Here is a 24,649-nt window from a genome sequence, read left to right on the forward strand (position 1 = left end):
TTTTTTGCACATACATGATTTCTTGTATTTCATTCAGCAGAAAAAGCGTCTTATCCCATTTAAAACAAAGAGGGGTGTTTTTAGTCATAATATATGAGCAAAGGAAGGAGGATGTTAAGGTTGATAACTTTGACGAACATCCATAAGAGTTATGCTAGTAAAAATGCATTATCTAATGTGACATTGACTATTTCGAAGGGAATTTGTTTTGGATTAGTGGGTCCTAATGGGGCAGGTAAGTCAACCTTGATTAAGGTGATCGCTTCGGTCATTAAAGATTACAAAGGGAAGATTCAGCTTCCTAAAAATCAACTTAAGATCGGTTATGTCCCGCAGGATATTGCATTAGAGGAAACGGTGACGGCTTATGATAATTTGCGGTTTTTCGGAAATATATATGGGTTGCGCGGGAAAGAGTTATTAAAACGTGTGGATGAAGTCTTATTTAAAATTGGACTGAAAGAGCGTGGGAAGGATAAGGTGATGACCTTTTCTGGGGGGATGAAGCGTCGCTTAAATATTGGGTGTGCGCTTTTGCACAAACCAGATCTTATTATTATGGATGAGCCGACTGTCGGTGTCGATCCTCAATCGCGCCGATACATTTTTGAGATGGTGGATCAATTAAAGAAGCAAGGAAGCACGATTATATATGCAAGTCACTATATGGAGGAGATTGAACAAATATGTGATGAGGCAGCATTTATTGACAACGGTCAGATTATAGAATGTGGGGAAATTAGTCAATTGCTTTCTAAACATGCAACTCCTTCTATTTATGTGAAAGGGGAAAACTGTATTCCTAGTCAACTAAATCAGAATCATATAGTAACGGACAAGGATGAAGGATGTGTGATAACGACTGAACATCCACTTAGTACAATGGAGGAAGTGATCCACTTCTGTAAAAAGGAAAATGGACGGATTGAACGTTTAGAACTTGTTCAACCAAGGTTAGAGGACATTTTCTTTTCCTTAACCGGAAGTAAATTAAGAGATTAGTGAAAATAGGAGGAAGGTGATAACAAATGAATGCGATTATGAAACTAGAGTTGAAGAAAAACCTTCAAGATCGTGGCCTAATATTCTGGACGATTATGTTGCCTATTGCTTTTACCGTATTATTTATAGCTGTATTTACTTCTGGTGCTAGTGAAGAAGAGAGTAAACAAGTGATCGTGTCAATGGTACCAGGGTATACAATTATGTTTCTTTTCTTTATTATGATAGCAATGACAGAATCATTTATTAAGGATCGAAATATTGGTATGGTTGCTAGAATGGCAAGTACTCCATTGTCATCGCATAGTTATTTATTAGGGAAATGGGTATCTTACATGTATATCGTTATGTTACAAGTCATAATATTGTTGATGTTTGGAAAGCTTGTATATGATGTACCATTAGAACAGCCTGTCTTTTTACTCGTTATTTTCATAGCTTTGACGTTCACAGTGACAGGTCTAGGATTGGCTCTTGCTTTAATTGTTAAGACAAATAATATGGGAGTTGCTTTGACACAGATTATCGCTTTGGGAGGTGCAGTGCTTGGAGGGCTATGGATGCCGATTGATATGATGCCCAATGTGATTCAAACTATAAGTGTGTTCTTGCCACAATATTGGGGACATCAAGCTGTTCAGGAGGCCATGATAGGCACACTTCATACAGGAGAGTTCGTTCGGACAATCGTTATTCTTTTTAGCTTTGGTATTGTAGCATTTGTAATAGCGTTAGCCTGTTATCCATACTTCTTAAAGCGAGCAAAGGGATAGTTGCAAAGGGGGCTTAATGGTGAAGGTAAATATCGATATTGATGATCAACACTCTGAACCATCCATAACCATTAAGACGAATGAGTGGACGGAGGAGCTAGAGGAACTAGTAAATATGATTAAAGGGAAAAACCGGAGACGACTGTTTGGGTTTGAGTCCGATCAGACCGTACTGCTTGACCCTAATGATATTGATTTTATCTACGCAGAAAATAGAAAAGTTTTTGCGTGTATGGAGAGTCGTCGTGTCGAGTTAAGAATGAAGCTTTATGAAATTGAAGAAATTTTAGCCCCCTTTCATTATATGCGCTTTTCTAAGTCTGTTATTGGTAATCTCAATCATATTGACCGTTTTGAGTTATCTTTCAACGGGAATCTTTGTGTTTATTTTCAATCGGGCAACAAGGAATATATTTCTAGGAGTTTTGTGAATCCTATCAAAAAGAGATTAACGATAGGAGGGGAACTATGATAGTAGAAGCGATAAAACGAATGATGACAGGAATCGCTTTTGGTGGGTTGATCACATTCATCGTACTAACGATCATATACTTTAATGAAATAGAAACCACTATTTTCTACGTTTGGGCTTCAATGCTTTGCTCCTTTATTATCGGTATTTATTTTGGTTTGTCTTCCTTTATTTTTGAAACGAATGATTGGAGTTTATTAAAACAAACAATTATTCATTTGATCATGTCGATTAGCTTTTACCTCATTATAGCTTTGATTGTTGGTTGGGTGCCTCTAACCATTCTAGCTATTCTGTGGACCTGCCTTGTTTTTATCATCTTTTATGCAATCATGTGGACTGGCTATTATTTGTACTACAAAAGAATCGAGAAATCGATGAATGAGAGTCTTTCAAGAAAAGATTAACGATGGAGTAAATAGCACTTGAGAGGATCGGGCGCCCGTAACATTAGAAAACGCATCGCTTTGTTTACCCTTTAGACATCGTATCTAAAGGGAATTTTTATATTATGACGGAGTAGTTTATACATGGCAGAAAGTATTTTTGGCCAATGCGAGGAACTCTTGAACAGCAGGTGAAGCATTAGAGATAGAAGGACAAGCCAATGAGATCTCTCGGTCATACGTTATATTTAAGTTTCCTGTTTGAATTTGATGCTGTGATTTTAAGAATAGTTCAGGGCCAATAGTAACACCAAGATCTTCCTGAACCATATTAGCAATTGTATTGCAGTCATGCACTTCAAAACGAATAGCTGGTTCGATATTGGCTTGTTTAAAGAGCTCTTCGATATGTGTTTGGTACATTCCAGTTGGCATAATAAAAGGCTCGTTCTTTAAATCTTGAATATGGACGGTTTTTTTCATAGCAAATTTGTGGTCAGGATGAAAGGCTACAACCATTTTATCTTTTACGAGTGGAATCATATCAAAATTAGTTGTGGCTTTAACTTGTACAACGAATCCAATGTCTATTATTCCTGTATGCAACCATTCATTAATTTCTTCATACGTACCCTCAAAAAATGTAAACTCTATTTTTGGATACTTTTTCTGAAATATTGAAAGTATTTTTGGCAATAAGCAGGATGAAGCACTTGTAAAAGTACCAATACGAATTGTACCAAGTTCTAGGTTATTTGCTAGGGCTATTTCTTGGTTTATATTCTCTATGCGATTTAATATTTCTCTCATGTGAATAAGGATGTTTCTCCCTACTTCTGTAACTGTTATCCCCTTTTTACGATCTCGTATGAGTAATGTCACTCCCCATTCTGATTCAAGGCTAGCAATAGCATGGCTAACAGCAGATTGAGTCATGTTTAATTGTTTAGCTGCTTTTGTGAAGCTGCCTAATTCAATAACTTTAGTTATAATTTCAAAGCGAACGATACTCATGAGTATTTACTCATCTCCTATATGAAAAATATCAATTTTACTTATGTTATCACGGCAGATAAAATGAAATCAACTTAAAATAATAGGAGATGTAAAAATTGAAAAAGAAAGTGAATCATTTAACGATCTATTTATTAGCTCTTGGTGCGTTTGTGACAGGAACTGCAGAATTTGTTGTTTCTGGAATTCTAGAAATCATATCAGAAGATTTAAATGTATCGATTTCATTAGCAGGTCAATTGATTACGATTTATTCCTTATCATATGCCATGGGGGCACTTGTTTTGGTTATGCTAACGGCGAAATTTGAACGTAGAAACGTTCTAATGGCTTCTATCGTTATTTTTATATTAGGGAATCTTATTGCGTTTGTAAGTTATAACTATCTATTGCTTATGCTATCACGTATTGTTATGGCGATGAGTGGAGGACTGTATATTGTTGTTGCCACAAATTATGCTGCTCAGATCTCATCTGCAAAAAAACGTGGTAGTGCAATGGCGACTGTTATTACAGGGTTTACGGTCTCTTTAGTGTTAGGGGTGCCAATAGGAACATTTTTAGCAGCTTATATTGATTGGCGCTATGTCTTTTTAATGATTGCATTTGTGACAATCCTTATCGTTGCTGTACTTTATAAAGTATTACCTGCCATTAAAGGAAGCACGCCACTTCCTTTGAAGCAGCAGTTACGAGTGATCCAAGATAAACGTCTTGTTACTGGGTTATTAACAACGGTCTTTTGGATTTTAGGATATACAATGGTATTTGCCTACATTGCTCCATTTTTAAGTACATCTGCTCATTTATCGTTAGAAATGATTAGTATCGTTTTGTTTGTTTTAGGTGTTTTTGCTTTTATGGGCTCACGGTTTGGTGGATATGCTGTTGATAAATGGGGACCCAATCGTACGATATCGATTAGTTTACTCGTTCATGCTGTTGCTTTGTTTGTTCTAACGTTTACCATGGGTTCTTTAATAGGGATTTTTATTACAATTATGGTTTGGGGAGCTGCAACTTGGACAACAACCCCTGCAAAGCAATTTTACCTTATCTCGCTAAGGCCAGACTCCTCAGAAACGATATTAAGCTTTAATACAGCATTAATGAATGTAGGAATGACTCTTGGGGCAGCTTTAGGTGGGGTAATGATACAATATACTTCAATTTTACATTTAAGTTGGATAAGTGGGATATTTGTTATACTAGCTCTCTTATTCATCACGTTTTCTTTCCATTTCAATAAAATCAAAAGGAGAAGCGAGACAACAAAAGCTGAAATAAGCTAAGCCAATAATGAGTTACTTTTTTGAGATTGCCACAAGTGTGTATTGGCGCGTGATTGCTTTAAATGAGTGCGTGGATTTAAAATCTTGAGACAAATGTTAAAGAGGCTGGGATTCTCAGCTAAACACTTTTGTTTTGTCCCAGTCTCTTCAGATCGTAGGCAAAACGCCTTTGAGAAATGATTCTCAGAGGCGTCTCTACTTCAGATCTACAAAGACACGTTCAATCGTTTCTTTACGTTTTGCGTAGATCTCTTTGTTTATATCTGAATGTCTTAGGTGTTCGGCTTCATCCAAGGCTGTAGCCTTTGCTTTTTCTTAGTTACTCTTCTTCTCTAAGAATTTGTCCTTCGATGTGTTTTCGTTCAAGTTTGTGCTTCGTTTTACGGTAGTCTACTGATTTGAAGATAATATCAAAATCATAGTTTGGTGGGTAGAGCTCGCACGCACGGATATGAAGAGTTAAACGTTTATGGTTAATGCGCTGCTTTTCTCCTTTGATTTGCACAACATAGTTTCCTTTCTCATCAGGCCCTTTATAGACGATACCAACTGTGCCATACGGGGAAACGGTCACGTTGTCTCCTTGTTTGAATAAGGGGACTGGTGATTTTTTTGCTTTCCGTTCTGTGCGTATATAGCTTGTCGTACGTAATTGATTTTCGTAACGGTGCTTTTGATTTTGATCGATATCTGTTATGGAATATCGAGTTTCATCAAATGGACTACTTGTTAGCTGTCGAGCCTTATTAATGAGAGTTGGGTGGAGACCAAGCTTGAAGGCAATATCAAAAGCTTGACTATTACCCATTTCCCCTAATAAGAGGCGATAGGTTGGCTGGAGTGTATTTACATCAAATTCCATCGATCCATTCAAAAAGCCATCGTGTGTCTTAGAGAGGGCTTTTAACTCTCGATAATGGGTTGTCGCTAAAATCGTTGCGCCTTTCGCAAAAAGTTGTTCCAAAAGAACTTGTGCAAGAGCCATTCCTTCGTTTGGGTCAGTTCCTGATCCGAGCTCATCCACTAGCACTAATGTTTGATCATCGGCGGTTTCAAGAATGTGAATAATGTTAGTTAATCTTGAACTGAACGTGCTTAAATTTTGTTCGATACTTTGACCATCACCGATGTCAACGAATAGCTTCTGAAACACGTGAAGAGAAGTCTTAGATCCAGCAGGGATCATCAAACCTGTCTGAGCCATTAAGGTAAGGAGCCCAACCGTTTTTAATGTCACTGTTTTTCCACCTGTATTTGGACCCATGATGATAAGTGCTCGTTCGTGAATCCCTAACGTTAGGGAGAGGGGCACGGCTTGCTCTCCTAATAGAGGATGACGCGCTTCATCGAGGTGGATCAAGAATTCTTCATTTAAAGCGGGTATTGAGCCGTCGATGGATTGGCCGTATTTCGCTTTAGCAAATAGGACATCATAGTAGTGCATAATGTCTATTGCCATGCTCAACTCTTTTTCAATATCTAAAACACTTGAGGTTAACGTATAAAGGATGGTTTCCACCTCATAGCTCTCAGCGGCAAACAGGTCATTCAATTCATCGTATAGTGCTGTCACTTCTTTCGGCTCCATAAACACGGTCGCTCCTGAAGAGGACGTGTCAATTATAACGCCGGAGACTTTAGAACGAAATTGCTTTTTGATTGGAATAGTGAAACGTCCATTCTTTTCTACGATGATGCTCTCTTGAAGATACGAAGCAAGCTTTTTTGAGCGACACATAGTTTCTGCCTTTTCCCTTACCTCTGCTCGTTTTATCCGGAGGTGTCGGCGGATGGTTGCCAGATCTGGTGTGGCATGATCATCAATTTGGCCATTACGAAGGTTGCGTGCGATTTCGTTTTCAATATTAGCCATGTTTTCGATCGATTGTACATACGTCGCGACGTTAGGAGCGGCTATTTCTTTATCACGCATAAACACTTTAAGCTTGCGGCAATGCTCGAGAAAGGAAAGGACACGTTGTAACTGACTGGGTTGTAAAAATAACCCCTTTTTCGCTTGTTCTAAATAGGAGGACATATCGTCAAGCGAATGAATCGGGACACTCGAGTTGATTTCGAGAATTTTGGAGGCCTCGTATACCTCATTTAGCATGTGCTCAATTCGCTTTTTGACAAGCTCTGGTTTGCTCTTCTTAATTGTTTCCTTTGCCCGTTCTGTATAAGCAAATGAAGCTACGGTTTTTAAAATGTGCAGGTAATCAAGTTGTTGAAGCGATCTATTGTTCATAATAAGAATTATCCTTTCTGTTTAAAAATGTACACAAAAAACGCCTCAAGCAATCGCTTGAGGCGTTCGTTCGCCCTTTACGTTGAATAGACCCCAAAACTGTCAGACGGGTGTCTAAAATTGCTCGGTTCTTAACCTGTACGAAAAGGTATTACAAATAAACCGACGAGTTGTCGATTTTTTTGACCGATTCGTACGTATCCAATTACGGATTAGTTAAGAACACTCACACTCATAAAACAAACTCCTTTATGCTCCGTCCTAATGGAGCAATCAATGTAAAGGCTGTGTAATTACTCAAAGTGTATACATGTCTCTTGATTTTGTCAATGAGCTTGTCGGGAAAATGATCGATGTAGGTAGCCTGCATGAGAAGTCGCTCATAACGATCAATTACGATCATATCTTACCAATATAGGTCAACACCGCATCACGCAAAAAGCTAGCACCGCCCTTCACCCTTTGATCATAATAGTCCTTAAACCGTTCATCTTGCACATACATCTCAACCAGTCCAGCATGTGCTTCACTCGAGTAATTGGTCCAAGTATACATCAGCCACTCTTTATGTTTTCGAGCAAGCTGTTGTGCAACACTGGCAGCAGGATCACCTACTGCATGTGCCTTTTCAAGTAATGTAAATATCTCATTTTCTACTGCTTGCATCGCTTTGTAATCCTCTTCAGACATCCCTTTTAATTTGGCGTTACTCGCATCAATTGCTGTATTCCCATACTTGTTACGGATTTCGCTGCCGTATTTTGCTTCATTTTCGGCGATTAATTGATCTTTTAAGCTTCAAATTTCTCTTTGTCCGTCATGTTAAAGCCTCCCTCATAGCTATTAATCGTTTTTCTCATAGTCTTGAGAATCTGATCAAGGCGGTCACGTTTTCTCATTAATTGCTTGTAATGATGTTTTAGCGCTTCTGTTTGATCAACATCAGGCTGATGAATCAGCTGCTTAATGACATCTAAATGAAGATCTAACTCGCGATAAAATAAAATGTGCTGCAGTAAATCAACCTCTTTTCTGCCATATATTCGATAGCCAGATGAATTGACTCTTGCAGGCTTTAATAACCCAATTTGATCGTAATAGCGAAGTGTACGCCCACTAATACCAGACAATTGCGCTAGTTTTTGAACGGTATATTCCATCGTGAACCCTCCTTGAAGTTGATCATACACCTTTACGTTACGTAAAGGTCAATGGGGATATGATGATTTTCAAAAAAAGTTGGCATTAAGGAAAGGATATGATGTATTTTCGGTTTGATCGATATATGATAGAAAGGGGGAGAGGTGGGGACAAGAATGGGAGACTATCAAGCTGAGGTTTTTATGAATGAGTTAGAACAACACCAAAATGAAAATGATGTGGAAAGAATGAAGCGGTTTTTCAAAGACTCTGATCCTCATACATTATGTTTGGGGTTACACATGAAAACCGTGTTTCAAACGGCTAAGCGGTTTATTAAGATGCCGTTGTCAGAAATTGAAAAGCTTCTTGAAAGTCCTTATTATGAAGTGAGAATGGGTGCTGTTAGCATTATGGATTTCCAAGCGAAGCAGAACAAGCTCTCGGAGGATACGAGAAAGGCTTTATTTGACTTGTATATTCGCAGGCATGATCGCATTAACAACTGGGATTTTGTTGATCGCAGTGCACCTTCAGTGATTGGGGAGTACTTATTAGATCATCCAAGAGATACTCTCTATCGTCTCGCTCGTTCTAATAATAAGTGGGAGCGAAGAACGGCGATTGTTAGTACGTACGCCTTTATTAAACAAGATGAGTTAGATGACACGTTTCGGATTGCGGAACTATTAATTGCTGATGAAGAAGAACTTATTCAGAAGGCTGTTGGAAGCTGGATTCGAGAAGCTAAAAGCCTTTCTTGATCAGCATGCTCATAAGATGTCGAGAATGACCTTGCGTATGGCAGTTGAGAAATTTGATAATGAAACAAAGCAATATTATTTATCGATTGGGAAGAAGTAAATTAACATTACAGAATAATGATCGTTAATAGAAAATGAAGGAAAGAGGTGAGACAATGTTTGATAAGGAAAAGCATTACAAGGAATTGACGATTCTAAAAACGATAGCGGAGACGTTAAACCAAAATACCAATATGAAGGAAATGCTACAAACGACGCTTGAAAAATTATTAGATTTGACGAACTTAAAAACAGGCTGGATCTTTCTTATTGATGATGAGCCGGATTATGAGCACGTAGCAGATCATAACCTTCCGCAAGCCTTGGCGAAGGAAGATAAAGAGGCTATGCGTTGTGATGTTTGTTTATGCCTAGGGCTATATTGGGCTGGAGGTTTAAATTCAGCTGTTAATATGATTGAATGCGAACGGCTATACAATGCGAAGAAATATTCATGGGGAGATACGGCGAATTTGACACACCATGCTACGATTCCGTTAACGGTTCGTGGGGAGCGGCTCGGACTACTAAATGTCGGTTCACCGGGAAAGGAAAGCTTTAGTGAGGAAGAGTTAACATTTTTGGAATCGGTTGCTTATCAAATTGGGACGGCTATTGAACGAACGAGATTAATGGAACAAAGAGAGAAGCAAGCTGTCGATAAAATAGCGCAGTACATCGTTAATTATTATGCAAATGTGAATCACGTCACTCGTTATATATGGAAGATCAATGATATGAATAAATTACTTGAAACGGTTGTGAGAGAGATTGCTCAATCTTTTAAGTGGCCGACAGTAGCAATTGTGTTAAAAGAGGGAGATCAAAAAATCGTTAAATCGATTTATTCTAATGGAAAAAGCGAGTTGAGCCATATTCCTATAGCGCATCATCACGATATGATTCATCGGGTCTTCCGTGAGCACACTTATTGCATTAGTGATGAACAGAAAGAGCATTTACCGCAATTACCTTCAAATCAATTTACAGTGGCGATTCCCTTAAAGGTTCATGAGATTCGTATGAATGTTGAACCGATCGGTGTCCTTTATTTAGGACGAGAAACAGAAACATTTAGAGGGTTAGAAATGGAGATTCTGGAGCTGCTGACGGATCATATTTCATTAGCGATGGAGAAAATACGGCTCTATGATGAGTGGCAAGGATGGCTGATAGCTGAGGAACGAAATCGTCTTGCTCGTGATTTGCATGATTCCGTCAATCAGAAGCTGTTCTCGCTCTCTCTCATGGCAAGAGGGTTGAAGGAATTGATGAAGGATAGCCAACCTGAAATAGCTGAAGTATCACATGATATCGGTCAACTTGCACAAGAATCATTGAATGAAATGCGCTCACTTATTTTACAAATGCGCTCTCAAGGTGAAGTGAAAGGAATTCTTGGAGCATTACAGGATTATGCTGAACAAATAGGGATTCATTTGACTATTTATATGAAAAAGACCGTCCCGCTCCCTACGGAAATTGAAAAAGCATTTTGGCGAATTGGTCAAGAGGCTTTGAATAATGTGAAAAAGCATGCTGAGACGAACCGCGCATGGATTCGAATTGAAAAAGATTCCAATGAGCTACGAATGAAAATATCCGATCAAGGTCGTGGGTTCGTACCAGAACGGCTAGAGAAGTGTACTCAGTCAATCGGGATTTCGAGTATGAGAGAAAGAGCTGCTGAAATGAACGGGCTGTTAACGATCAGTAGTGAGGAAGGAATTGGGACGATTATAATCGTTTCTGTACCTGCCGCGTCTCAGAAAGAGGGGGGAGAATATGAAAATTAATCTATTACTAGTTGATGATCATCTTGTCGTTCTCAAAGGGTTAACGTTTTTTCTTCAGACTCAACCTGAATTGAATATTGTCGGTCAAGCGAAAAATGGCAAGGAAGCGATCGAGAAGGTAGAAGAACTCAAACCAGACGTAGTCTTAATGGATTTGATCATGCCAGAAATGGATGGAATTGAAGCAACAAAAAGAATTGTCGCAAAATACCCGCACATTAAGGTGATCATGCTAACGAGTTTTTCAGATAAAGACTCCATTCTACCAGCTATAAAGGCGGGGGCGATTGGCTATCAGTTGAAAGATGTTGAACCGAGTGTACTAATAGATACGATTACAGCTGCGATGGCCGGAAACAAGACTCTTCACCCACAAGTGACTAACCAATTAATCAATCAAATGACAACAGATGACAGTAAAAACGTCTCAATGCTAACACCGAGGGAAAAGGATGTGCTTGAACAAATTACATTAGGACGTAGTAATAAAGAGATTGCCTCCATACTACATATAACAGAAAAGACAGTAAAAACCCATATTACACATATTTTTGCGAAAATGGAGGTTCAAGACCGGACACAGGCAGCGATGTATGCGATGAAAAATGGCTGGTTTAAGTAAATAATCGATCTCAGACAAAGGTCGTATAGGAAGGTCTTACATAGATGTAAGGCTTTTTTTGTATGGGAATATCAACCATATGACGGGCGTTTTCAAGGACAAAAATGAGTAAGCTAAATGTAGATTAAACATAAGGAGGAAATGAACAATGAATACTGTTTTATTTGTAAAAGCGAACGACCGTCCGATGGAAAGGTCAGTCAGTGTGAAAATGTATGAGCAATTTTTAAGGAGCTATAAAGAGTCACATCCTCATGATACGATCACTGAAATTGACTTGTATGAAGTGCCCTTGCCTTATTTAGGGAACAAGGTTATCGATGCAGGTAATAAAGCAGCGAAAGGACTGCCTATGACGACAGAAGAGCGAACGTTACAGCGATTTGTCTCAAGTAAATTGGAACAATTTATTTCGGCTGATAAGGTTGTGTTTGCTTTTCCGCTGTGGAACTTAAGTGCTCCTGCTGTCCTTCACTCCTATCTCGATTATATGCACCATCCGGGAAAAACATTTTCCTATTCAGAGGAAGGAGCTACTGGATTACTGACAGATAAGAAAGTAGCGTTACTAAATGCAAGAGGGGGCGTATATGCAGAGGATGATCGTTTTGAAATGGCAGTAAACTTCGTAATCAACCATTTATCCTTTTTTGGAATCACAGATATTACGACATGTGTCATTGAAGGACATCACGAGTTTCCGGATAGTGGGGAAAAAATTATTCGCGAAGGTCTTCAGCAAGTTGAAGAAGTGGCAGCCGGCTTTTGATATGAATAAAAAGAGTGGAGGGAACAAACATGAGCATGGAACATAAGGAGGAGTGGGCGATTAACGCCAAAGGACTCGTTAAAACCTTTGGACAAACTCGTGCCGTAAATGGTGTGGATCTTCAAGTAAAGAAAGGGACCATTTATGGAGTGCTTGGCCCAAACGGTGCTGGAAAAACAACAACCGTTCGCATGTTGGCAACGTTATTGAAGCCTGACGGAGGTCATGCTGAAGTGATGGGACACGATTTAGTAAAGGAAGCCGTGGACGTTCGGAGTAAGGTGAGCATGACAGGACAGTTCGCTTCTGTGGATGAAGAATTATCAGGGTTAGAAAATTTGATATTGATTGCTCGATTAATTGGTTATAGTTGGCGGGAAGCAAAAGCAAGGGCGAAGGAGCTGCTTAAGGCATATGATCTAGAGGAGGCGGCACTACGTCAAGTTGGGAAATATTCAGGAGGAATGCGTCGACGCATCGATATCGCAGCGAGTACGATCATTTCCCCAGACGTCCTATTTCTTGATGAACCGACAACCGGTCTTGATCCACGAAGTAGAAATCAAGTGTGGGAAGTCGTCAAAATGCTCGCAAATGCAGGGACGACGGTGTTACTGACAACTCAATATTTGGAGGAGGCGGATCAATTAGCAGATCGGATTGCTGTCATTGAGGACGGGAAGGTCATTGCAGAAGGCACGAGCAGTGAATTAAAAGCATCAGTAGGATCAGGGGTATTCTCTATTAGGCTTGTTCATTCAGAGGATCGATCACGTGCTGAACAATTGCTTGCGACTAAATTTCATACAAATGTCCAACTTTCAACAGATTCAAAGCTATTATCTGTTCATCTATTAGACACTGAACAAGCATCAGGAGTGTTGAAGGTATTAGAAGCTGAAGAGATTGAGCTTGCTGATTTCTCATTCGGGCAACCAAGTCTTGATGAAGTGTTTTTGGCTCTCACAGGAAAACAGCATGACAAGGGCGGGGAGGAGGCCTCATGATGAGAACGTCAACTTTGCAATCAAAGGAAAATACAGGTCGACAGTTACAATCGGCCATTACAAAACGTCAGCGCCCAAAGCGCCCAAGTGCTATTTCAGCAACAGTAACATTTGCCTGGAGGGCACTACTTAAAATCAAGTATGTACCTGAGCAGCTCTTTGATATTACAGGTTTTCCGATCATTTATTTGCTCATGTTCACGTATTTGTTTGGAGGGGCGATTGCTGGATCGACTGAGCAATATTTGCAATTTCTTCTCCCTGGCATTCTTGTTTTAACAGTCGTTATGATTACGATGTATACAGGGGTCGATTTAAATAAAGATGTCTCAAAAGGAATATTTGATCGATTTCGCGCATTGCCAATATGGAACCCATCTGTTCTAACAGGAGCGTTAGTCATCGATATTCTTCGTTATAGTGTCGCATCGATTGTCATTATGACTCTCGGCTTCATTCTTGGCTTTAGACCAGAAGGGGGCTTAATAGGAGTCGTGTTAGCCATTTTCGTTCTGCTCTTCTTTGCATTTAGCCTTTCTTGGATTTGGACGACGCTCGGATTGATTATGAGAACGGAAAAGGCTCTAATGAATTTTAGCATGATGATTTTGTTCCCTGGAACGTTTATAAGTAATATCTTTGTTGATCCAGAGTCTATGCCCTCGTTCTTACAAGTCATTGTAGAAGTGAATCCTGTTTCGATTGTCGTGACCGCTGTCCGCGCGTTGATGGAAGGAAGTGCGACATTCAATCAAATCATTTGGGCATGGATCGCTTCGGGAATGATCATCGTTATTTTTGCGCCACTGACCATGTATTTTTACCGTAATAAAAAGTAAAAAAATGCTATGAGGTTCATATTTTAGTAGTAGAAGATTTTATTTTCGTTATAGTATTGTCTGAAGCTCCCTTCATTTTATGAGGCCACTGAAAAAGTGCGATTTTCACTTTTTTAGTGGCCTTTAAGTAATGTGCGTAGCCGTTGCCCGATTTTGAAAGCCTTGATATGAAAGGGCACTGAAAAAGTTTGGTTTTTAACTTTTCCGGTGTCCTTTAAGTAATGTGCGTAACCGTTGCCTATTTTGAAAAGCTTGATACGAGTGGGTTTTAGCTCAATGTAAACCGCTAGTTGTCAGATGTATATGAAGCGTTTATAGAACCATTTCATTTAGTCGTATAAACTAAAAAGTGAAGGAGGTCATTGATGATGAAGATTGGTGAACAGATTAGAGCACTAAGAAAAAGTGAAAATTTAACACAGGATCAATTAGGACAAAAGTTAAATGTGACTCGTCAAGCGATTTATAAGTGGGAGAGTGGAAAAGGATATCCCGATATTCAAAATTTAATTATGTTGAGTGAATTATTTGAAGTAAGTATTGATGAATTAATAAAGGGAGATAGGTTCTATCAACGTAACATTAAAGTGAAGGGAGGGACGGGGATGTTTTCTAATCGTAGTCTCTTATCATCCTTGAATTATTTTAGTTTGTTCTTTGCTCCATTAATCTTTCCTCTCATTACTTTGATTGTGGGCTCTAAGGACATAAAGAAGCACGGAAAAAGAGCTCTCATCTCGCAATTGATTCCGGCGGTTGCTTATGTACTTATGATGAGTGTCTTTTCTTTAACCGCCTATATAGCAGGAGTAAATGAGCCACATTCTTTCATAGTTACTAGTGGTATCGTTACTATCATTCTGATTGTTGTAAGTATTGTTGTTTGGAATGTGATGCAAGGAGTCAAGCAATTAAGATCTTAATCAGAGAAATAGAGGAGGGCGTAAATTGAATAAGAACAAACCAGTCGTACAAATTGAAAATCTGTGTAAAGAGATTGGAAATAAAAGGATCGTTAACGATATTAGTTTGGACATCTATCCAGGTGAAATCTTTGGTTTCTTGGGTCCAAATGGTGCGGGGAAAACGACTACAATTCGTATGCTTGTAGGGCTAGTGTCGATGACAGAAGGCTGTGTATTGATAAAAGGAAGGGATGTTTCTAGTCATTTTGAGCAAGCGATATCTCAAGTTGGTGCAATTGTCGAAAACCCAGAATTTTATGATTATTTAACGGGTTATCAAAATTTAATTCACTTTGCTCGTATGAGTGGCAATATTACGGAAGAACGGATAATGGATATGATTGAATTAGTTGGTTTGGAAAATGCGATCTATGACAAAGTGAAAATATACTCATTAGGGATGCGTCAACGGTTAGGGTTAGCTCAAGCCTTAATGCATGCTCCGTCAGTACTCATTCTGGATGAACCAACAAACGGATTAGACCCAGCAGGGATTAGAGAATTTCGTCACTATTTAAAGAAATTAACGAAAGAAGAAGGGCTGGCGATCCTCGTATCCAGTCATTTGCTTGCGGAAATGGAATTAATGTGTGATCGTATTGGCATTATTCAGCACGGTAAGCTCATTAAGATTCAAGATGTTCATGAGCTAGTCGAAGCAACAGGCGATACTCAAGTTACTTTTACAGTCAATCCAATTTCTAAAGCAATCAAAATGCTGAAGGAGTTATTTGCGGGGAAAGTTCAAAACATCGGTGATCATACGATTGAAATGAACGTGGATCATCAGCAAATTCCTCAAGTGGTAAAATCCTTTGTTGAGAGTGGAATCAGTATCTATGGAGTAGACGTTAAGTCGAAAACGCTTGAGGATAAATTTATCGAGGTAACAGGAGGTCCACAAATTGATTAAATTATTGTCTTGTATACAAAATGAAAACATGAAGATCTATAGTCGTATAGGTTCTCGGGTTATGATAGGGTTGTTGCTTGTCCTAGTAGTCGTTACGGCAACTATACAACATTTCTTAGCTATAGCACCTACCTCAATGTGGGAGTTTGTATATATGAATGTTGAGTTCTTTATTTCTATTATGGTTTTATTTGCCATTATCATTGCTGCGGGGGCTATTGCTGGGGAATTTTCTAAAGGGACGATTAAGATGCTACTTATTCGTCCAGTTGGTCGGACGAAAATATTAATGTCAAAATATATCTCTTCCCTTTTATTTGCTCTAAGTATGCTTGTGGTGACATTTGGTTTTGCGCTGTTAGTTGGCGGGTTATTTTTTGGATTTGAGTCACCTATGCAAGCAAATATCTCAGCTATGGATGGTAGCATAATAGAAAGTGTTGTTCTGCATTTGTTGACGAGCGTGGCATTTGTCTATGTTGATATGATCATGATGATTACAATTGCTTTTATGATCGCTACGGTTTTTACTAGTAGTGCATTAGCGATTGGACTTACCATTTTTGTACGGTTTGCCGGTCCGAATGTTGTACTAGCTGTCCAACAGTATGATTGGGCTAAATATATTCTGTTTGCTCATTTAAATCTACGCCAGTATATTGGCGGTGCTTCCTATATTGAAGGAACAACGATGACATTTTCGATCATAACGATTATCATTTATTTTTGTATCTTTATAAGTATAGCATGGTGTATATTTTATAAACGTGATATAACCGCATAAAAAATAATTTAGATAAATAGTAATAGGGCTTCTTCTTACAAGTAAGTTTGACTTGTCGGAATAAGCCCTTTTAAATTTTATTTTGTTTTGAGCTCTATCGATATCTTTCTACAAAAACTTATTGAAGTAATGAAAGAAAAAATTGACATAATTAGCTAAATATGAAATAGTATAAATACCGGACAGTCGGTATGTAGGAGGGGTAAAATGACGCAAAAGTATAAATCTGAGGAAACAAAGGAAAAGATTATTGCTATTTCGACTAAGCTATTTATTGAAAAAGGTTTTGAAAAAACAAGTATAAGAGATATATGTGAAGCCATTGGAATGTCTAAGGGGGCGATTTATCATCATTTTAAATCAAAGGCAGAAATTATTGAGGCTGTTAAAGAAAATAAATATAGCAATGTCGAACAAACAGTAAATGATTGGATCAATGAAATCGACGCACAATCAGCAAAAGAAAAATTAACAGGCATCTTAGAAAAGGACATAAAAGACCAAGAAGCACATTCTCTTGATGAAGCTCTAAGTACACAAATAAAAAGTAGTGATTTTATTGTCTCGATGATGAAGGATTCTGTGAGTAAAAGTGCGCCTATTTTCGCAAAAATTATAGAGGAAGGAAATAAAGATGGGTCAATAACAACTGATTATCCACATGAATGTGCAGAAGTGTTCTTTTTATTATTAAATATTTGGTGTGATCCTCAAATTATTGACTGCAATGAGGAGCAATTACATCGCCGATTGACATTCTTACAATTACTGATGAAAAGAATGGGAGTAGATATTATGAGCGATTCAATTGTCCAAGATACTGAGAAGTTTTTGAAGAAGTTGTATTCAGGTGGTGGGGAAGCTTGAGTAACCAAGCGGCTGTTAAAATTGAAAATTTGACTAAAACGTTTAATGGTAAGGGGATCATCCAATCTTGCAATATGTTCGTTAAAAAAAATGCTATTTATGGCTTCTTAGGCGCAAATGGGGCGGGGAAAACAACTGTTTTCAAAATGATAACAGGGTTGCTTTCACCTACGACGGGCAAGATTGAAGTTTGCGGGATGGAAGGTAGCAAACAGAGAGGGAACATACTAAGAAACATAGGAAGTATGATTGAAACACCTATATTTTATGAACATTTATCAGCTGAATCAAATTTACGCATTCATTTATCCTATATGGGTATTCAAGATGGTGATATTTCTTCAGCGCTTGAAGATGTCGGGTTGTATGATACAAATCACCAACCTGTTTCACAGTTTTCCTTTGGAATGAGGCAACGTTTAGGAATTGCGAGAGCGATTGTACACAAGCCGAAGCTTTTAGTGTTAGATGAGCCAATTAATGGATTAGACCCTATGGGAATTCGTGATATGAGAATGTTGCTTCCGGCTCTTATACAGAAATATGATATGACCATTTTGTTGTCTAGCCATATTTTAAATGAAATAGAACATATCGCCGATACGATTGGTGTCATTGAAAAGGGGCATTTAATCGAAGAGGTAGATCTTAAATCGATAAAAATGCATTACCCTGATGGATTAGAGAAGTATTTCTTTAACGTTTTGAAAAAGGGGATACGTGTATGATCAATTTAATGAGATTAGAAGTGAGAAAAAATAAAATTCGTACCTTTATCATTGCTAGTATCTTAATTTCGATTGCAATGCTAGGTTTTATTTATCTGTTTGCATATGCACCACACATTGAACCAAATGACCCTGATTTAATGATTTTTGCTGGTTATCGTAATATTGTAGCACTGTACGGGGTGGTGTGTATGACAGCTTTTAGTATATTAGCCTCCGTTATGTATTCACGTTTTATGATTGATGAATATACGGGGAAACGCTTAATTTTAACTTTTTCTTATCCGATTAACCGAAAAAAAATCGTTATCGTTAAACTATTAGTTGTTTCACTATTTACCATTGTATCAATGGTTCTTTGTAATCTTATCGTATTTACTATTTTCGGCGTCACCGAGTTAATCCATCCTTTGGTAGAAGAAACGCTGACATTAGAGTACTTATTTCAGGCATTGATGATACTGTTACCATGGCTATATTAGCTACATCAATAAGTATTATAGCGGCAGGAATAGGATTTATTAAAAAATCAATACCAACGACTATGATCTCGGCTATTATTCTATCCTCTCTATTCTGTAATATTGTTGCTAGTTCAGTAAGTGTAACGTTCGTACTTGTATCTGTAATGATAGTAGTCATTATTGGAGCAGTTGTAGCAGTGTTACTTATGAATAAAATTGAACATATGGAGGTAGAGTAGTGTGGAAAAAAGGGTAGAACAAAACATCGACCGTGTACTTGAAAGTTTAAGTTCACAGCTATATATAGGAAGTGTAATTGTCGGGATTTTGCTTTCCCTTTTTGGTTTGTACGTAGTTATACGAAAGTCAGAGAAAAAAAGCAGACGAATGATAATAATAGGGGCAATTTGTTTGGGACTGGGAATTTTGGCACTGCTTAGTGGTATTTTTCAATTAATGACTGTTTAGTTAGTTAAATTAATTATTTTTTTAAAAAGAAAATGGAGGAATAAGATGATTACAATTGAAGATTTTAACAAGCTTGATATGAGAATTGGAACAGTTGTAAGAGCTGAGCCATTCCCGGAGGCGCGTAAGCCTGCGATTAAATTAGAAATTGATTTTGGAGAGCTAGGCATTAAACAGTCATCGGCTCAGATTACAAGAAGGTACGAACCAGAACAACTAGTTGGACGACAAGTAGTAGCAGTCGTTAACTTTCCTCCTATGCGGATTGCTGGGTATAAATCGGAGGTACTAGTTGTTGGAGGTGTTCCCGAGGAAGGAGATGTCGTTCTTCTTCGTCCAGATGAAGCTGTTAAAAACGGTACATCGATTTCTTAGAGAAATAATAAGAGATCTGTCACAGAAAAGGGTGTCTCAGGATATAAAGTCTGGGGCGCCTTTTTTGATTATTTTAAAAGCTCGTTAATGAGTCAAATGTGCAATGTGTAGCATCCATTTTCATTAGAGTCAAAGTTTGCGTTTCGTCGTTCTCTGTTGTAAAGACCAATCACCATATATTGACACTACCAAATTTTATGCTATAATTTTAATGATAATCGTAATCATTATTATTTAATTAATGGAAAGAGGGATGTGATGAGACGGGAAGTTGAATTTTTTAAATGTAATCCAACACAAAATATGACGATTTTAGTGAAAACGAGTCATCCAAAAGAATTACACCCTCTTATTGCTGCAAAAATGATGGCATACGATAGCGTATACGCTGAACAAGTAGGGTTTATTGAACAAGCAGCTAGTAATGAAGCGGTTGCCACATTAAGCATGGCCGGAGGTGAATTTTGTGGGAATGCATGTATGGCATTGGCAGCGCTCGTGGCATCAACCCAAACCATAGACGAACAAGGTTTGACAGATATCGTACTAAACGCATCCGGTACGAAGGAATTAATAAAGTGTCATGTTCGTAAAAAAGCCGATCAATACGATTGCCAAGTGACAATGCCACTCCCTCAAAAGATAGAACAAAAAACGATTGAGTATGATGGAGAGCAACGCGAGATAGTGATAGTGAGGTACCACGAATTTATACATATTGTTATGGAGCTGCATGAATACAATGAATCTATGAAAAAGAAGGCGGAATCATTTGCAAGATTGCTAGCAATAGCAGGAGGGGCAAAGGTTATTGGCATTTTATTCTATCAAGCATCGACTAAAGAAATGTATCCGCTTATTTATGTTCCTCAAATAGATAGCATGATATGGGAAAGGGGGTGTGGTTCTGGGACAGCCTCAATAGGTGCTTATCTTGCGTGGAAAGCAAAGGATGAAGTTCAAGCGAAGGTTAAGCAGCCAGGAGGGGTTATGGAAGTGTGGGCAACGGCTGATAACGATAAGATCACGGGACTTAGCATTAAAGGTTCAGTTGGAATAGTAGCAGAAGGTAAAGCCTTTATTGATTTGTAACATCATAATTTATTAGGGGTGAGAATCATGAATGCCATTGGACAAATTCAAGATGATTTGAAACCATTTAGAGAGAAATTTGGTGAATTTGCAAGTCTGTATGACCGTACGTTACTTAATAGTTCAGAATTAGAGCTTTTACTGGATACTTATTCTTCGTTTATCATCGATGAAGACAACAAGAAAAGATGGGAACAGCTAGAACAGCGAGAATGGAGTGAGTTAGATCCCCTTGTTGATGAATTGAGGGAGCAATCAGCTCGCTGTGTGGCTGTACTAGAAAAATACCGAGCATTAAGACTATTAGAAAATGGAGAGATTGATATAGCTGACTACTTTAAAAATATTGAATCTTGTATTGAAAAAGAATTTGGTCATTTTCAAGTGACAGCTGATTCAAAAGTATTGTTAGTTGGGTCAGGTGCGTTTCCTATGACTCCACTTCTCATTGCAAAAAAGACGGGGGCAGAGGTTGTTGGAATTGATATCGATGAAGAGGCGATTGATCTCGGTAGAAAAGTGATAAGTAAGCTTGGTCCTGACTTAAGCATTCGTTTGGAAAATACGTTCGTTGAGAACCTTGATTGTACAAAAGAGTTAACTCATATCATTTTCAGTTCAACTGTAGCAAGCAAATACGATATATTGGAGCAATTGTATGATTTAACGGAAGAACATGTCGTTGTTGCTATGAGATTTGGTAATCAATTGAAGTCAATTTTTAATTATCCTTTACAAAAGGTCAACACGAACAAGTGGAGAATGGTTGAACAAATTTTGCAACCGACACAAGTATTCGATATTGCCTTATATCAAAAAGGTAATCAATCGTTTGATTTATAAGGAAGGAGGCCATTATGGAGCGAGTTTTACTATTAGGAACAGGTCCTACCTCGGTTCAACTAGCTGTTATATTAAAAAAATATGCTTATTGTGACGAAGTTGGAATTGTCGGGAGAGCTTCTGTCCGTTCTGAAGGTTTTTTTTCAGCTCTTGAAAGGAACGAAAATCGTATTCAGGCTCATATACAAAATCAAAAAGACGAGAACATGCAAGGTGAATGTTCGATTGATCAAGTATTTTGTGGGTATGAAACGATTAAAGGTACATGGGATACACTTATTCTTGCTGTCACGACAGATGCATATATGGACGTGTTGCAGCAGATAAGTACTGAAATAGTAAGGAACGTTAAATGCATCGTCTTAATTTCTCCAACCTTTGGATCGAACTTTTTAGTGAAGAGCTTTTTTCATCGTTTGCAATTAAATGTAGAAGTGATTAGTTTTTCTACATATATTGGCGATACCCGCTGGATGACGGACAATCCATCTAATCATGTATTAACAACAGCAATAAAAAAGAAGGTATTTATCGGTTCAACGTCTAACTCGACGAAAACGATTGATAGATTAGATCGGTTATGTCAGCAGGTAGGGATTACGTTAGAGAAGATGGGGTCACCCATTGAGGCGGAAACACGAAATATTTCTTTGTACGTTCACCCACCATTGTTTATGAATCCATTTTCGCTAAAGGCTATTTTTGGAGAGAGTGATGTAACGAAATATGTGTATAAACTGTTTCCTGAAGGTCCGATCACACAAAAGTTAATTAGCGATTTACGCACGCATTGGCAAGAAATTATGAATATCTTAAACAAAATTGGAATAGAAGAAATAAACCTCCTTAAATTTATGATTGATGATAACTACCCAGTAAGATTAGAAAGTATATCAAGACATGATATTGAGAGCTTCCCACAACTACAAGTCATTCATCAGGAATATTTATTGTACATTCGGTATACGGCGTTATTAATCGATCCGTTTTCCAAACCAAGTAAGGAGGGAAAGTATTTTGATTTTTCCGCTGTTCCAATTCGCCAAATGTTTGTTAATCGAGAAGGGGAACTAGATATTCCAAGAATGCCAAAGGAAGATTACTATCGAATTAAGATCATACAAGGCATTGCGCAATACTTAGGGTTAAGTAGTCCAACCATCGATAAGTTTGTTGAAACGTATGAGACTAAGCTAAAAGAAGTAACGAATGCTGATAGTGAGCAAAAGTTGTCGAATGCATTTGTTATCCAAGAATTTCGTGATGATGTGCAAATGATTTGTCAAGAAATAGAACAGTACGTAAATTAAATCGTAATCATTATGATTAATAATATGATCGTTAAAATGAAAAGGGGAGATTGTACGTGTTAGTAAAAAGATTAAAGGTAGCTTTGTTTATGGTCATGATTGTTTCGGTGCTTGTTGCTTGCTCAGAGGCATCAGAAAACACGAGTGGAGAGGAAACGGAACAGGAACAGGAATTAGTTTATGCAGCAGCTAATGATATTAATGACTTGAATCCTCATTTATATGCAGGTTCTATGCCTGCCCAAGGGAAAATCTTTGAGTCATTAGTTGAAAATACGGAAGAGGGGATTAAACCATTGCTTGCTGAGTCATGGCATATTTCTGATGATGGAACGGTGTATACGTTCCATTTAAGAGAGGATGTGACGTTCCACGATGGCGAGCCATTTAATGCTGAGGCTGTTAAACAGAACATTGAAGCGATACAGGAAAATGCCGAGACCCATTCTTGGATTCAATTATCGACAAAGATCGAACAATGTGAAGTGATAGACGAATATACGATTGAAATAACATTATCAGAAGCGTATTATCCGACTCTCGTTGAATTATCGATGACAAGACCTTATGTCTTTACGTCACCTAATGACTTTATTAATGGTGGAACGAAGGATGGTGTAGATGGCTACAATGGGACAGGGCCTTATATGCTTTCAGGGCATAAAACGGATGAGTATGCCATTTTTGAGGCGAATGAGAATTATTGGGGAGGTGCACCGCATATTCAGACGATTACCTCACAAGTTCTACCTGCCGGTGAGACAACCTTTTTAGCATTACAAAAAGGAGAGGTTAATTTCGTTTTTACAGATGATCGTGGTGCAGACAGTATTGATGTAGAAGCAATGGAGCAATTAGTGGCAGCAGGAGATTATCAGCTTACTAGAAGTAAACCGATGAATACGAAAATGATTGTCGCTAATAGTAGTAGAGTTGATAATCCTGTTAGCGAATCGGCCGTTCGGGAAGCGATTTGGTATGCGATTGATCGCGAAACCATTGCTAAGGATATTTTTAGCGATACGGAAACGGTAGCTCATACATTGTTTTCTTCTAATATTCATTACGCAGATGTTGAATTGAAAGAGCGAGGCTACGATGTTGAAAGAGCAAAGGAAATTCTAGAGGACGCAGGTTGGTTATTGGATGGTAACGCTGACGTTAGAACGAAGGATGGACAGGAATTAGAGATGCTGTTGTATTATGATGTCAATTCGCCGTCGCAAAAAACACAAGCTGAATTTATTCAGAGTACGTTAAAGGACGTAGGCATTCAATTAGACATCTTAGGTGAGGAATCAACGTCTATTGCAAACAGACGAACAACGGGTGATTATGACTTATTATTCAACCAAACATGGGGATTAGCCTATGATCCGCAAAGTACAATATCTGCTTTTAAATCCGAAAACGCGTATATGCACACGACAAGTGGAATTGAGCAAGTAGATGAGCTATACGAGAAGATTGACGAAGTAATGGTTACGATGGATGAGGATGAGAGAAGTGCCTTATATGCAGACATTTTAACAATTGTTCATGAAGAAGCAGTCTTTATCCCGATTTCAAATGGAAGTATGACAGTAGTTGCGCCGAACGAACTGGTAGATATTTCATTTAGACAAACACAATTTGAACTGCCGTTTGAGCAAATGAGGTTTGAGTGATTGATGAAAA

At 38.2% G+C, this 24,649-nt stretch carries 26 protein-coding genes and 1 pseudogene; 24 read left to right on the forward strand and 3 right to left on the reverse strand.

Annotated elements, in window-relative coordinates:
• Window positions 1-120 precede the first annotated feature (120 nt).
• From JCM9152_RS00175 to JCM9152_RS00190, 4 genes are read left to right on the forward strand one after another with little or no spacing between them, the layout of a single operon-like run.
• Complete coding sequence (locus tag JCM9152_RS00175; RefSeq protein ID WP_035339636.1) at window positions 121-1,002, forward strand: ABC transporter ATP-binding protein; 882 nt, start codon at window positions 121-123, stop codon at window positions 1,000-1,002.
• A gap of 26 nt (window positions 1,003-1,028) precedes the next feature.
• Window positions 1,029-1,775 carry an ABC transporter permease gene (locus JCM9152_RS00180; protein ID WP_035339638.1) on the forward strand — a complete coding sequence of 249 codons (747 nt, stop codon included), beginning with the start codon at window positions 1,029-1,031 and terminating at the stop codon, window positions 1,773-1,775.
• 19 nt (window positions 1,776-1,794) lie between these two features.
• Entirely contained in the window at window positions 1,795-2,247 is a 453-nt protein-coding gene (locus tag JCM9152_RS00185) for a LytTR family DNA-binding domain-containing protein (protein WP_035339924.1), read from the forward strand.
• Window positions 2,244-2,654, forward strand: coding sequence for a DUF3021 domain-containing protein (locus tag JCM9152_RS00190; RefSeq protein WP_035339639.1), 411 nt, complete (start codon window positions 2,244-2,246; stop codon window positions 2,652-2,654). Before JCM9152_RS00185 ends, JCM9152_RS00190 begins: the two co-directional genes overlap by 4 nt.
• A gap of 117 nt (window positions 2,655-2,771) precedes the next feature.
• Here the strand turns inward: JCM9152_RS00190 and JCM9152_RS00195 are convergent, their stop codons facing one another.
• On the reverse strand, window positions 2,772-3,647 hold the full coding sequence (locus JCM9152_RS00195; RefSeq protein WP_035339641.1) for a LysR family transcriptional regulator: 876 nt from the start codon (window positions 3,645-3,647) through the stop codon (window positions 2,772-2,774).
• Between the two features lie 98 nt (window positions 3,648-3,745).
• Between JCM9152_RS00195 and JCM9152_RS00200 the strand changes: the two genes are divergently transcribed.
• Entirely contained in the window at window positions 3,746-4,939 is a 1,194-nt protein-coding gene (locus tag JCM9152_RS00200) for an MFS transporter (RefSeq protein ID WP_035339643.1), read from the forward strand.
• A gap of 319 nt (window positions 4,940-5,258) precedes the next feature.
• Here JCM9152_RS00200 and JCM9152_RS00205 read toward each other — a convergent pair whose 3' ends face one another.
• Both JCM9152_RS00205 and JCM9152_RS00210 read right to left on the reverse strand, forming a co-directional pair.
• A complete protein-coding gene (locus JCM9152_RS00205) occupies window positions 5,259-7,187 on the reverse strand; it encodes an endonuclease MutS2 (RefSeq protein WP_035339645.1) in 1,929 nt (642 codons plus the stop codon).
• A 399-nt stretch (window positions 7,188-7,586) separates the two neighbouring features.
• A pseudogene (locus tag JCM9152_RS00210) lies at window positions 7,587-8,347 on the reverse strand (MerR family transcriptional regulator).
• 156 nt (window positions 8,348-8,503) lie between these two features.
• Between JCM9152_RS00210 and JCM9152_RS00215 the strand changes: the two are divergent.
• From JCM9152_RS00215 to cntA, 19 genes are all read left to right on the forward strand, one after another.
• Window positions 8,504-9,091: a DNA alkylation repair protein gene (locus JCM9152_RS00215; RefSeq protein ID WP_235715580.1), complete on the forward strand. Its 588-nt coding sequence runs from the start codon at window positions 8,504-8,506 to the stop codon at window positions 9,089-9,091.
• A 155-nt stretch (window positions 9,092-9,246) separates the two neighbouring features.
• Window positions 9,247-10,926 carry a GAF domain-containing sensor histidine kinase gene (locus JCM9152_RS00220; protein WP_035339647.1) on the forward strand — a complete coding sequence of 560 codons (1,680 nt, stop codon included), beginning with the start codon at window positions 9,247-9,249 and terminating at the stop codon, window positions 10,924-10,926.
• Entirely contained in the window at window positions 10,916-11,548 is a 633-nt protein-coding gene (locus JCM9152_RS00225) for a response regulator (RefSeq protein WP_035339649.1), read from the forward strand. The genes JCM9152_RS00220 and JCM9152_RS00225 overlap by 11 nt, the downstream gene beginning before the upstream one ends.
• 148 nt (window positions 11,549-11,696) lie before the next feature.
• Window positions 11,697-12,317, forward strand: coding sequence for an FMN-dependent NADH-azoreductase (locus JCM9152_RS00230; RefSeq protein WP_035339651.1), 621 nt, complete (start codon window positions 11,697-11,699; stop codon window positions 12,315-12,317).
• Window positions 12,318-12,346: 29 nt separating this feature from the next.
• Window positions 12,347-13,324 carry a daunorubicin resistance protein DrrA family ABC transporter ATP-binding protein gene (locus JCM9152_RS00235; RefSeq protein WP_035339653.1) on the forward strand — a complete coding sequence of 326 codons (978 nt, stop codon included), beginning with the start codon at window positions 12,347-12,349 and terminating at the stop codon, window positions 13,322-13,324.
• Window positions 13,324-14,163, forward strand: a complete 840-nt coding sequence (locus JCM9152_RS00240; RefSeq protein ID WP_035339655.1) for an ABC transporter permease — start codon at window positions 13,324-13,326, stop codon at window positions 14,161-14,163. Before JCM9152_RS00235 ends, JCM9152_RS00240 begins: the two co-directional genes overlap by 1 nt.
• 365 nt (window positions 14,164-14,528) lie before the next feature.
• Window positions 14,529-15,086, forward strand: coding sequence for a helix-turn-helix domain-containing protein (locus JCM9152_RS21150; RefSeq protein ID WP_052015412.1), 558 nt, complete (start codon window positions 14,529-14,531; stop codon window positions 15,084-15,086).
• Window positions 15,087-15,111: 25 nt separating this feature from the next.
• Window positions 15,112-16,041 (forward strand): ABC transporter ATP-binding protein, encoded by a 930-nt coding sequence (locus JCM9152_RS00250; protein ID WP_035339657.1) that lies wholly within the window; start codon window positions 15,112-15,114, stop codon window positions 16,039-16,041.
• Window positions 16,034-16,825 carry an ABC transporter permease gene (locus JCM9152_RS00255; RefSeq protein WP_035339658.1) on the forward strand — a complete coding sequence of 264 codons (792 nt, stop codon included), beginning with the start codon at window positions 16,034-16,036 and terminating at the stop codon, window positions 16,823-16,825. Before JCM9152_RS00250 ends, JCM9152_RS00255 begins: the two co-directional genes overlap by 8 nt.
• Before the next feature lie 207 nt (window positions 16,826-17,032).
• Window positions 17,033-17,692 carry a TetR/AcrR family transcriptional regulator gene (locus tag JCM9152_RS00260; RefSeq protein ID WP_035339660.1) on the forward strand — a complete coding sequence of 220 codons (660 nt, stop codon included), beginning with the start codon at window positions 17,033-17,035 and terminating at the stop codon, window positions 17,690-17,692.
• Window positions 17,689-18,420, forward strand: a complete 732-nt coding sequence (locus tag JCM9152_RS00265; protein WP_035339662.1) for an ATP-binding cassette domain-containing protein — start codon at window positions 17,689-17,691, stop codon at window positions 18,418-18,420. The genes JCM9152_RS00260 and JCM9152_RS00265 overlap by 4 nt, the downstream gene beginning before the upstream one ends.
• A complete protein-coding gene (locus JCM9152_RS00270) occupies window positions 18,417-18,902 on the forward strand; it encodes an ABC transporter permease (RefSeq protein ID WP_201768779.1) in 486 nt (161 codons plus the stop codon). Before JCM9152_RS00265 ends, JCM9152_RS00270 begins: the two co-directional genes overlap by 4 nt.
• Complete coding sequence (locus JCM9152_RS22925) at window positions 18,890-19,123, forward strand: hypothetical protein (RefSeq protein ID WP_201768780.1); 234 nt, start codon at window positions 18,890-18,892, stop codon at window positions 19,121-19,123. Before JCM9152_RS00270 ends, JCM9152_RS22925 begins: the two co-directional genes overlap by 13 nt.
• A gap of 1 nt (window position 19,124) precedes the next feature.
• Complete coding sequence (locus tag JCM9152_RS00275) at window positions 19,125-19,352, forward strand: hypothetical protein (RefSeq protein ID WP_035339664.1); 228 nt, start codon at window positions 19,125-19,127, stop codon at window positions 19,350-19,352.
• A 45-nt stretch (window positions 19,353-19,397) separates the two neighbouring features.
• Window positions 19,398-19,727: a chaperone CsaA gene (csaA, locus tag JCM9152_RS00280; protein WP_035339666.1), complete on the forward strand. Its 330-nt coding sequence runs from the start codon at window positions 19,398-19,400 to the stop codon at window positions 19,725-19,727.
• 258 nt (window positions 19,728-19,985) lie between these two features.
• Entirely contained in the window at window positions 19,986-20,819 is an 834-nt protein-coding gene (locus tag JCM9152_RS00285; protein ID WP_035339668.1) for a histidine racemase CntK family protein, read from the forward strand.
• Between the two features lie 27 nt (window positions 20,820-20,846).
• Complete coding sequence (locus JCM9152_RS00290) at window positions 20,847-21,662, forward strand: class I SAM-dependent methyltransferase (RefSeq protein WP_035339670.1); 816 nt, start codon at window positions 20,847-20,849, stop codon at window positions 21,660-21,662.
• A gap of 14 nt (window positions 21,663-21,676) precedes the next feature.
• Window positions 21,677-22,972, forward strand: coding sequence for an opine metallophore biosynthesis dehydrogenase (locus JCM9152_RS00295; RefSeq protein ID WP_035339671.1), 1,296 nt, complete (start codon window positions 21,677-21,679; stop codon window positions 22,970-22,972).
• A gap of 56 nt (window positions 22,973-23,028) precedes the next feature.
• Complete coding sequence (gene cntA, locus JCM9152_RS00300) at window positions 23,029-24,639, forward strand: staphylopine-dependent metal ABC transporter substrate-binding lipoprotein (RefSeq protein WP_439644185.1); 1,611 nt, start codon at window positions 23,029-23,031, stop codon at window positions 24,637-24,639.
• Window positions 24,640-24,649: the final 10 nt, after the last annotated feature.

This window comes from Halalkalibacter hemicellulosilyticusJCM 9152, assembly GCF_000513115.1.
GTDB lineage: Bacteria > Bacillota > Bacilli > Bacillales > Bacillaceae_D > Halalkalibacter > Halalkalibacter hemicellulosilyticus.

Excerpts from the sequence above, each read along its gene's own strand:
- JCM9152_RS00220 (WP_035339647.1), top strand. The coding sequence starts at position 9,247 with ATGTTTGATAAGGAAAAGCATTACAAGGAATTGACGATTCTAAAAACG.
- JCM9152_RS21150 (WP_052015412.1), top strand. The coding sequence starts at position 14,529 with ATGATGAAGATTGGTGAACAGATTAGAGCACTAAGAAAAAGTGAAAAT.
- JCM9152_RS00180 (WP_035339638.1), top strand. The coding sequence starts at position 1,029 with ATGAATGCGATTATGAAACTAGAGTTGAAGAAAAACCTTCAAGATCGT.
- JCM9152_RS00205 (WP_035339645.1), bottom strand. The coding sequence starts at position 7,187 with ATGAACAATAGATCGCTTCAACAACTTGATTACCTGCACATTTTAAAA.
- JCM9152_RS00195 (WP_035339641.1), bottom strand. The coding sequence starts at position 3,647 with ATGAGTATCGTTCGCTTTGAAATTATAACTAAAGTTATTGAATTAGGC.
- JCM9152_RS22925 (WP_201768780.1), top strand. The coding sequence starts at position 18,890 with ATGGCTATATTAGCTACATCAATAAGTATTATAGCGGCAGGAATAGGA.
- JCM9152_RS00290 (WP_035339670.1), top strand. The coding sequence starts at position 20,847 with ATGAATGCCATTGGACAAATTCAAGATGATTTGAAACCATTTAGAGAG.
- JCM9152_RS00225 (WP_035339649.1), top strand. The coding sequence starts at position 10,916 with ATGAAAATTAATCTATTACTAGTTGATGATCATCTTGTCGTTCTCAAA.
- JCM9152_RS00285 (WP_035339668.1), top strand. The coding sequence starts at position 19,986 with ATGAGACGGGAAGTTGAATTTTTTAAATGTAATCCAACACAAAATATG.
- JCM9152_RS00260 (WP_035339660.1), top strand. The coding sequence starts at position 17,033 with ATGACGCAAAAGTATAAATCTGAGGAAACAAAGGAAAAGATTATTGCT.
- JCM9152_RS00230 (WP_035339651.1), top strand. The coding sequence starts at position 11,697 with ATGAATACTGTTTTATTTGTAAAAGCGAACGACCGTCCGATGGAAAGG.
- JCM9152_RS00270 (WP_201768779.1), top strand. The coding sequence starts at position 18,417 with ATGATCAATTTAATGAGATTAGAAGTGAGAAAAAATAAAATTCGTACC.
- csaA (WP_035339666.1), top strand. The coding sequence starts at position 19,398 with ATGATTACAATTGAAGATTTTAACAAGCTTGATATGAGAATTGGAACA.
- JCM9152_RS00240 (WP_035339655.1), top strand. The coding sequence starts at position 13,324 with ATGAGAACGTCAACTTTGCAATCAAAGGAAAATACAGGTCGACAGTTA.
- JCM9152_RS00215 (WP_235715580.1), top strand. The coding sequence starts at position 8,504 with ATGGGAGACTATCAAGCTGAGGTTTTTATGAATGAGTTAGAACAACAC.
- JCM9152_RS00295 (WP_035339671.1), top strand. The coding sequence starts at position 21,677 with ATGGAGCGAGTTTTACTATTAGGAACAGGTCCTACCTCGGTTCAACTA.
- JCM9152_RS00235 (WP_035339653.1), top strand. The coding sequence starts at position 12,347 with ATGAGCATGGAACATAAGGAGGAGTGGGCGATTAACGCCAAAGGACTC.
- JCM9152_RS00190 (WP_035339639.1), top strand. The coding sequence starts at position 2,244 with ATGATAGTAGAAGCGATAAAACGAATGATGACAGGAATCGCTTTTGGT.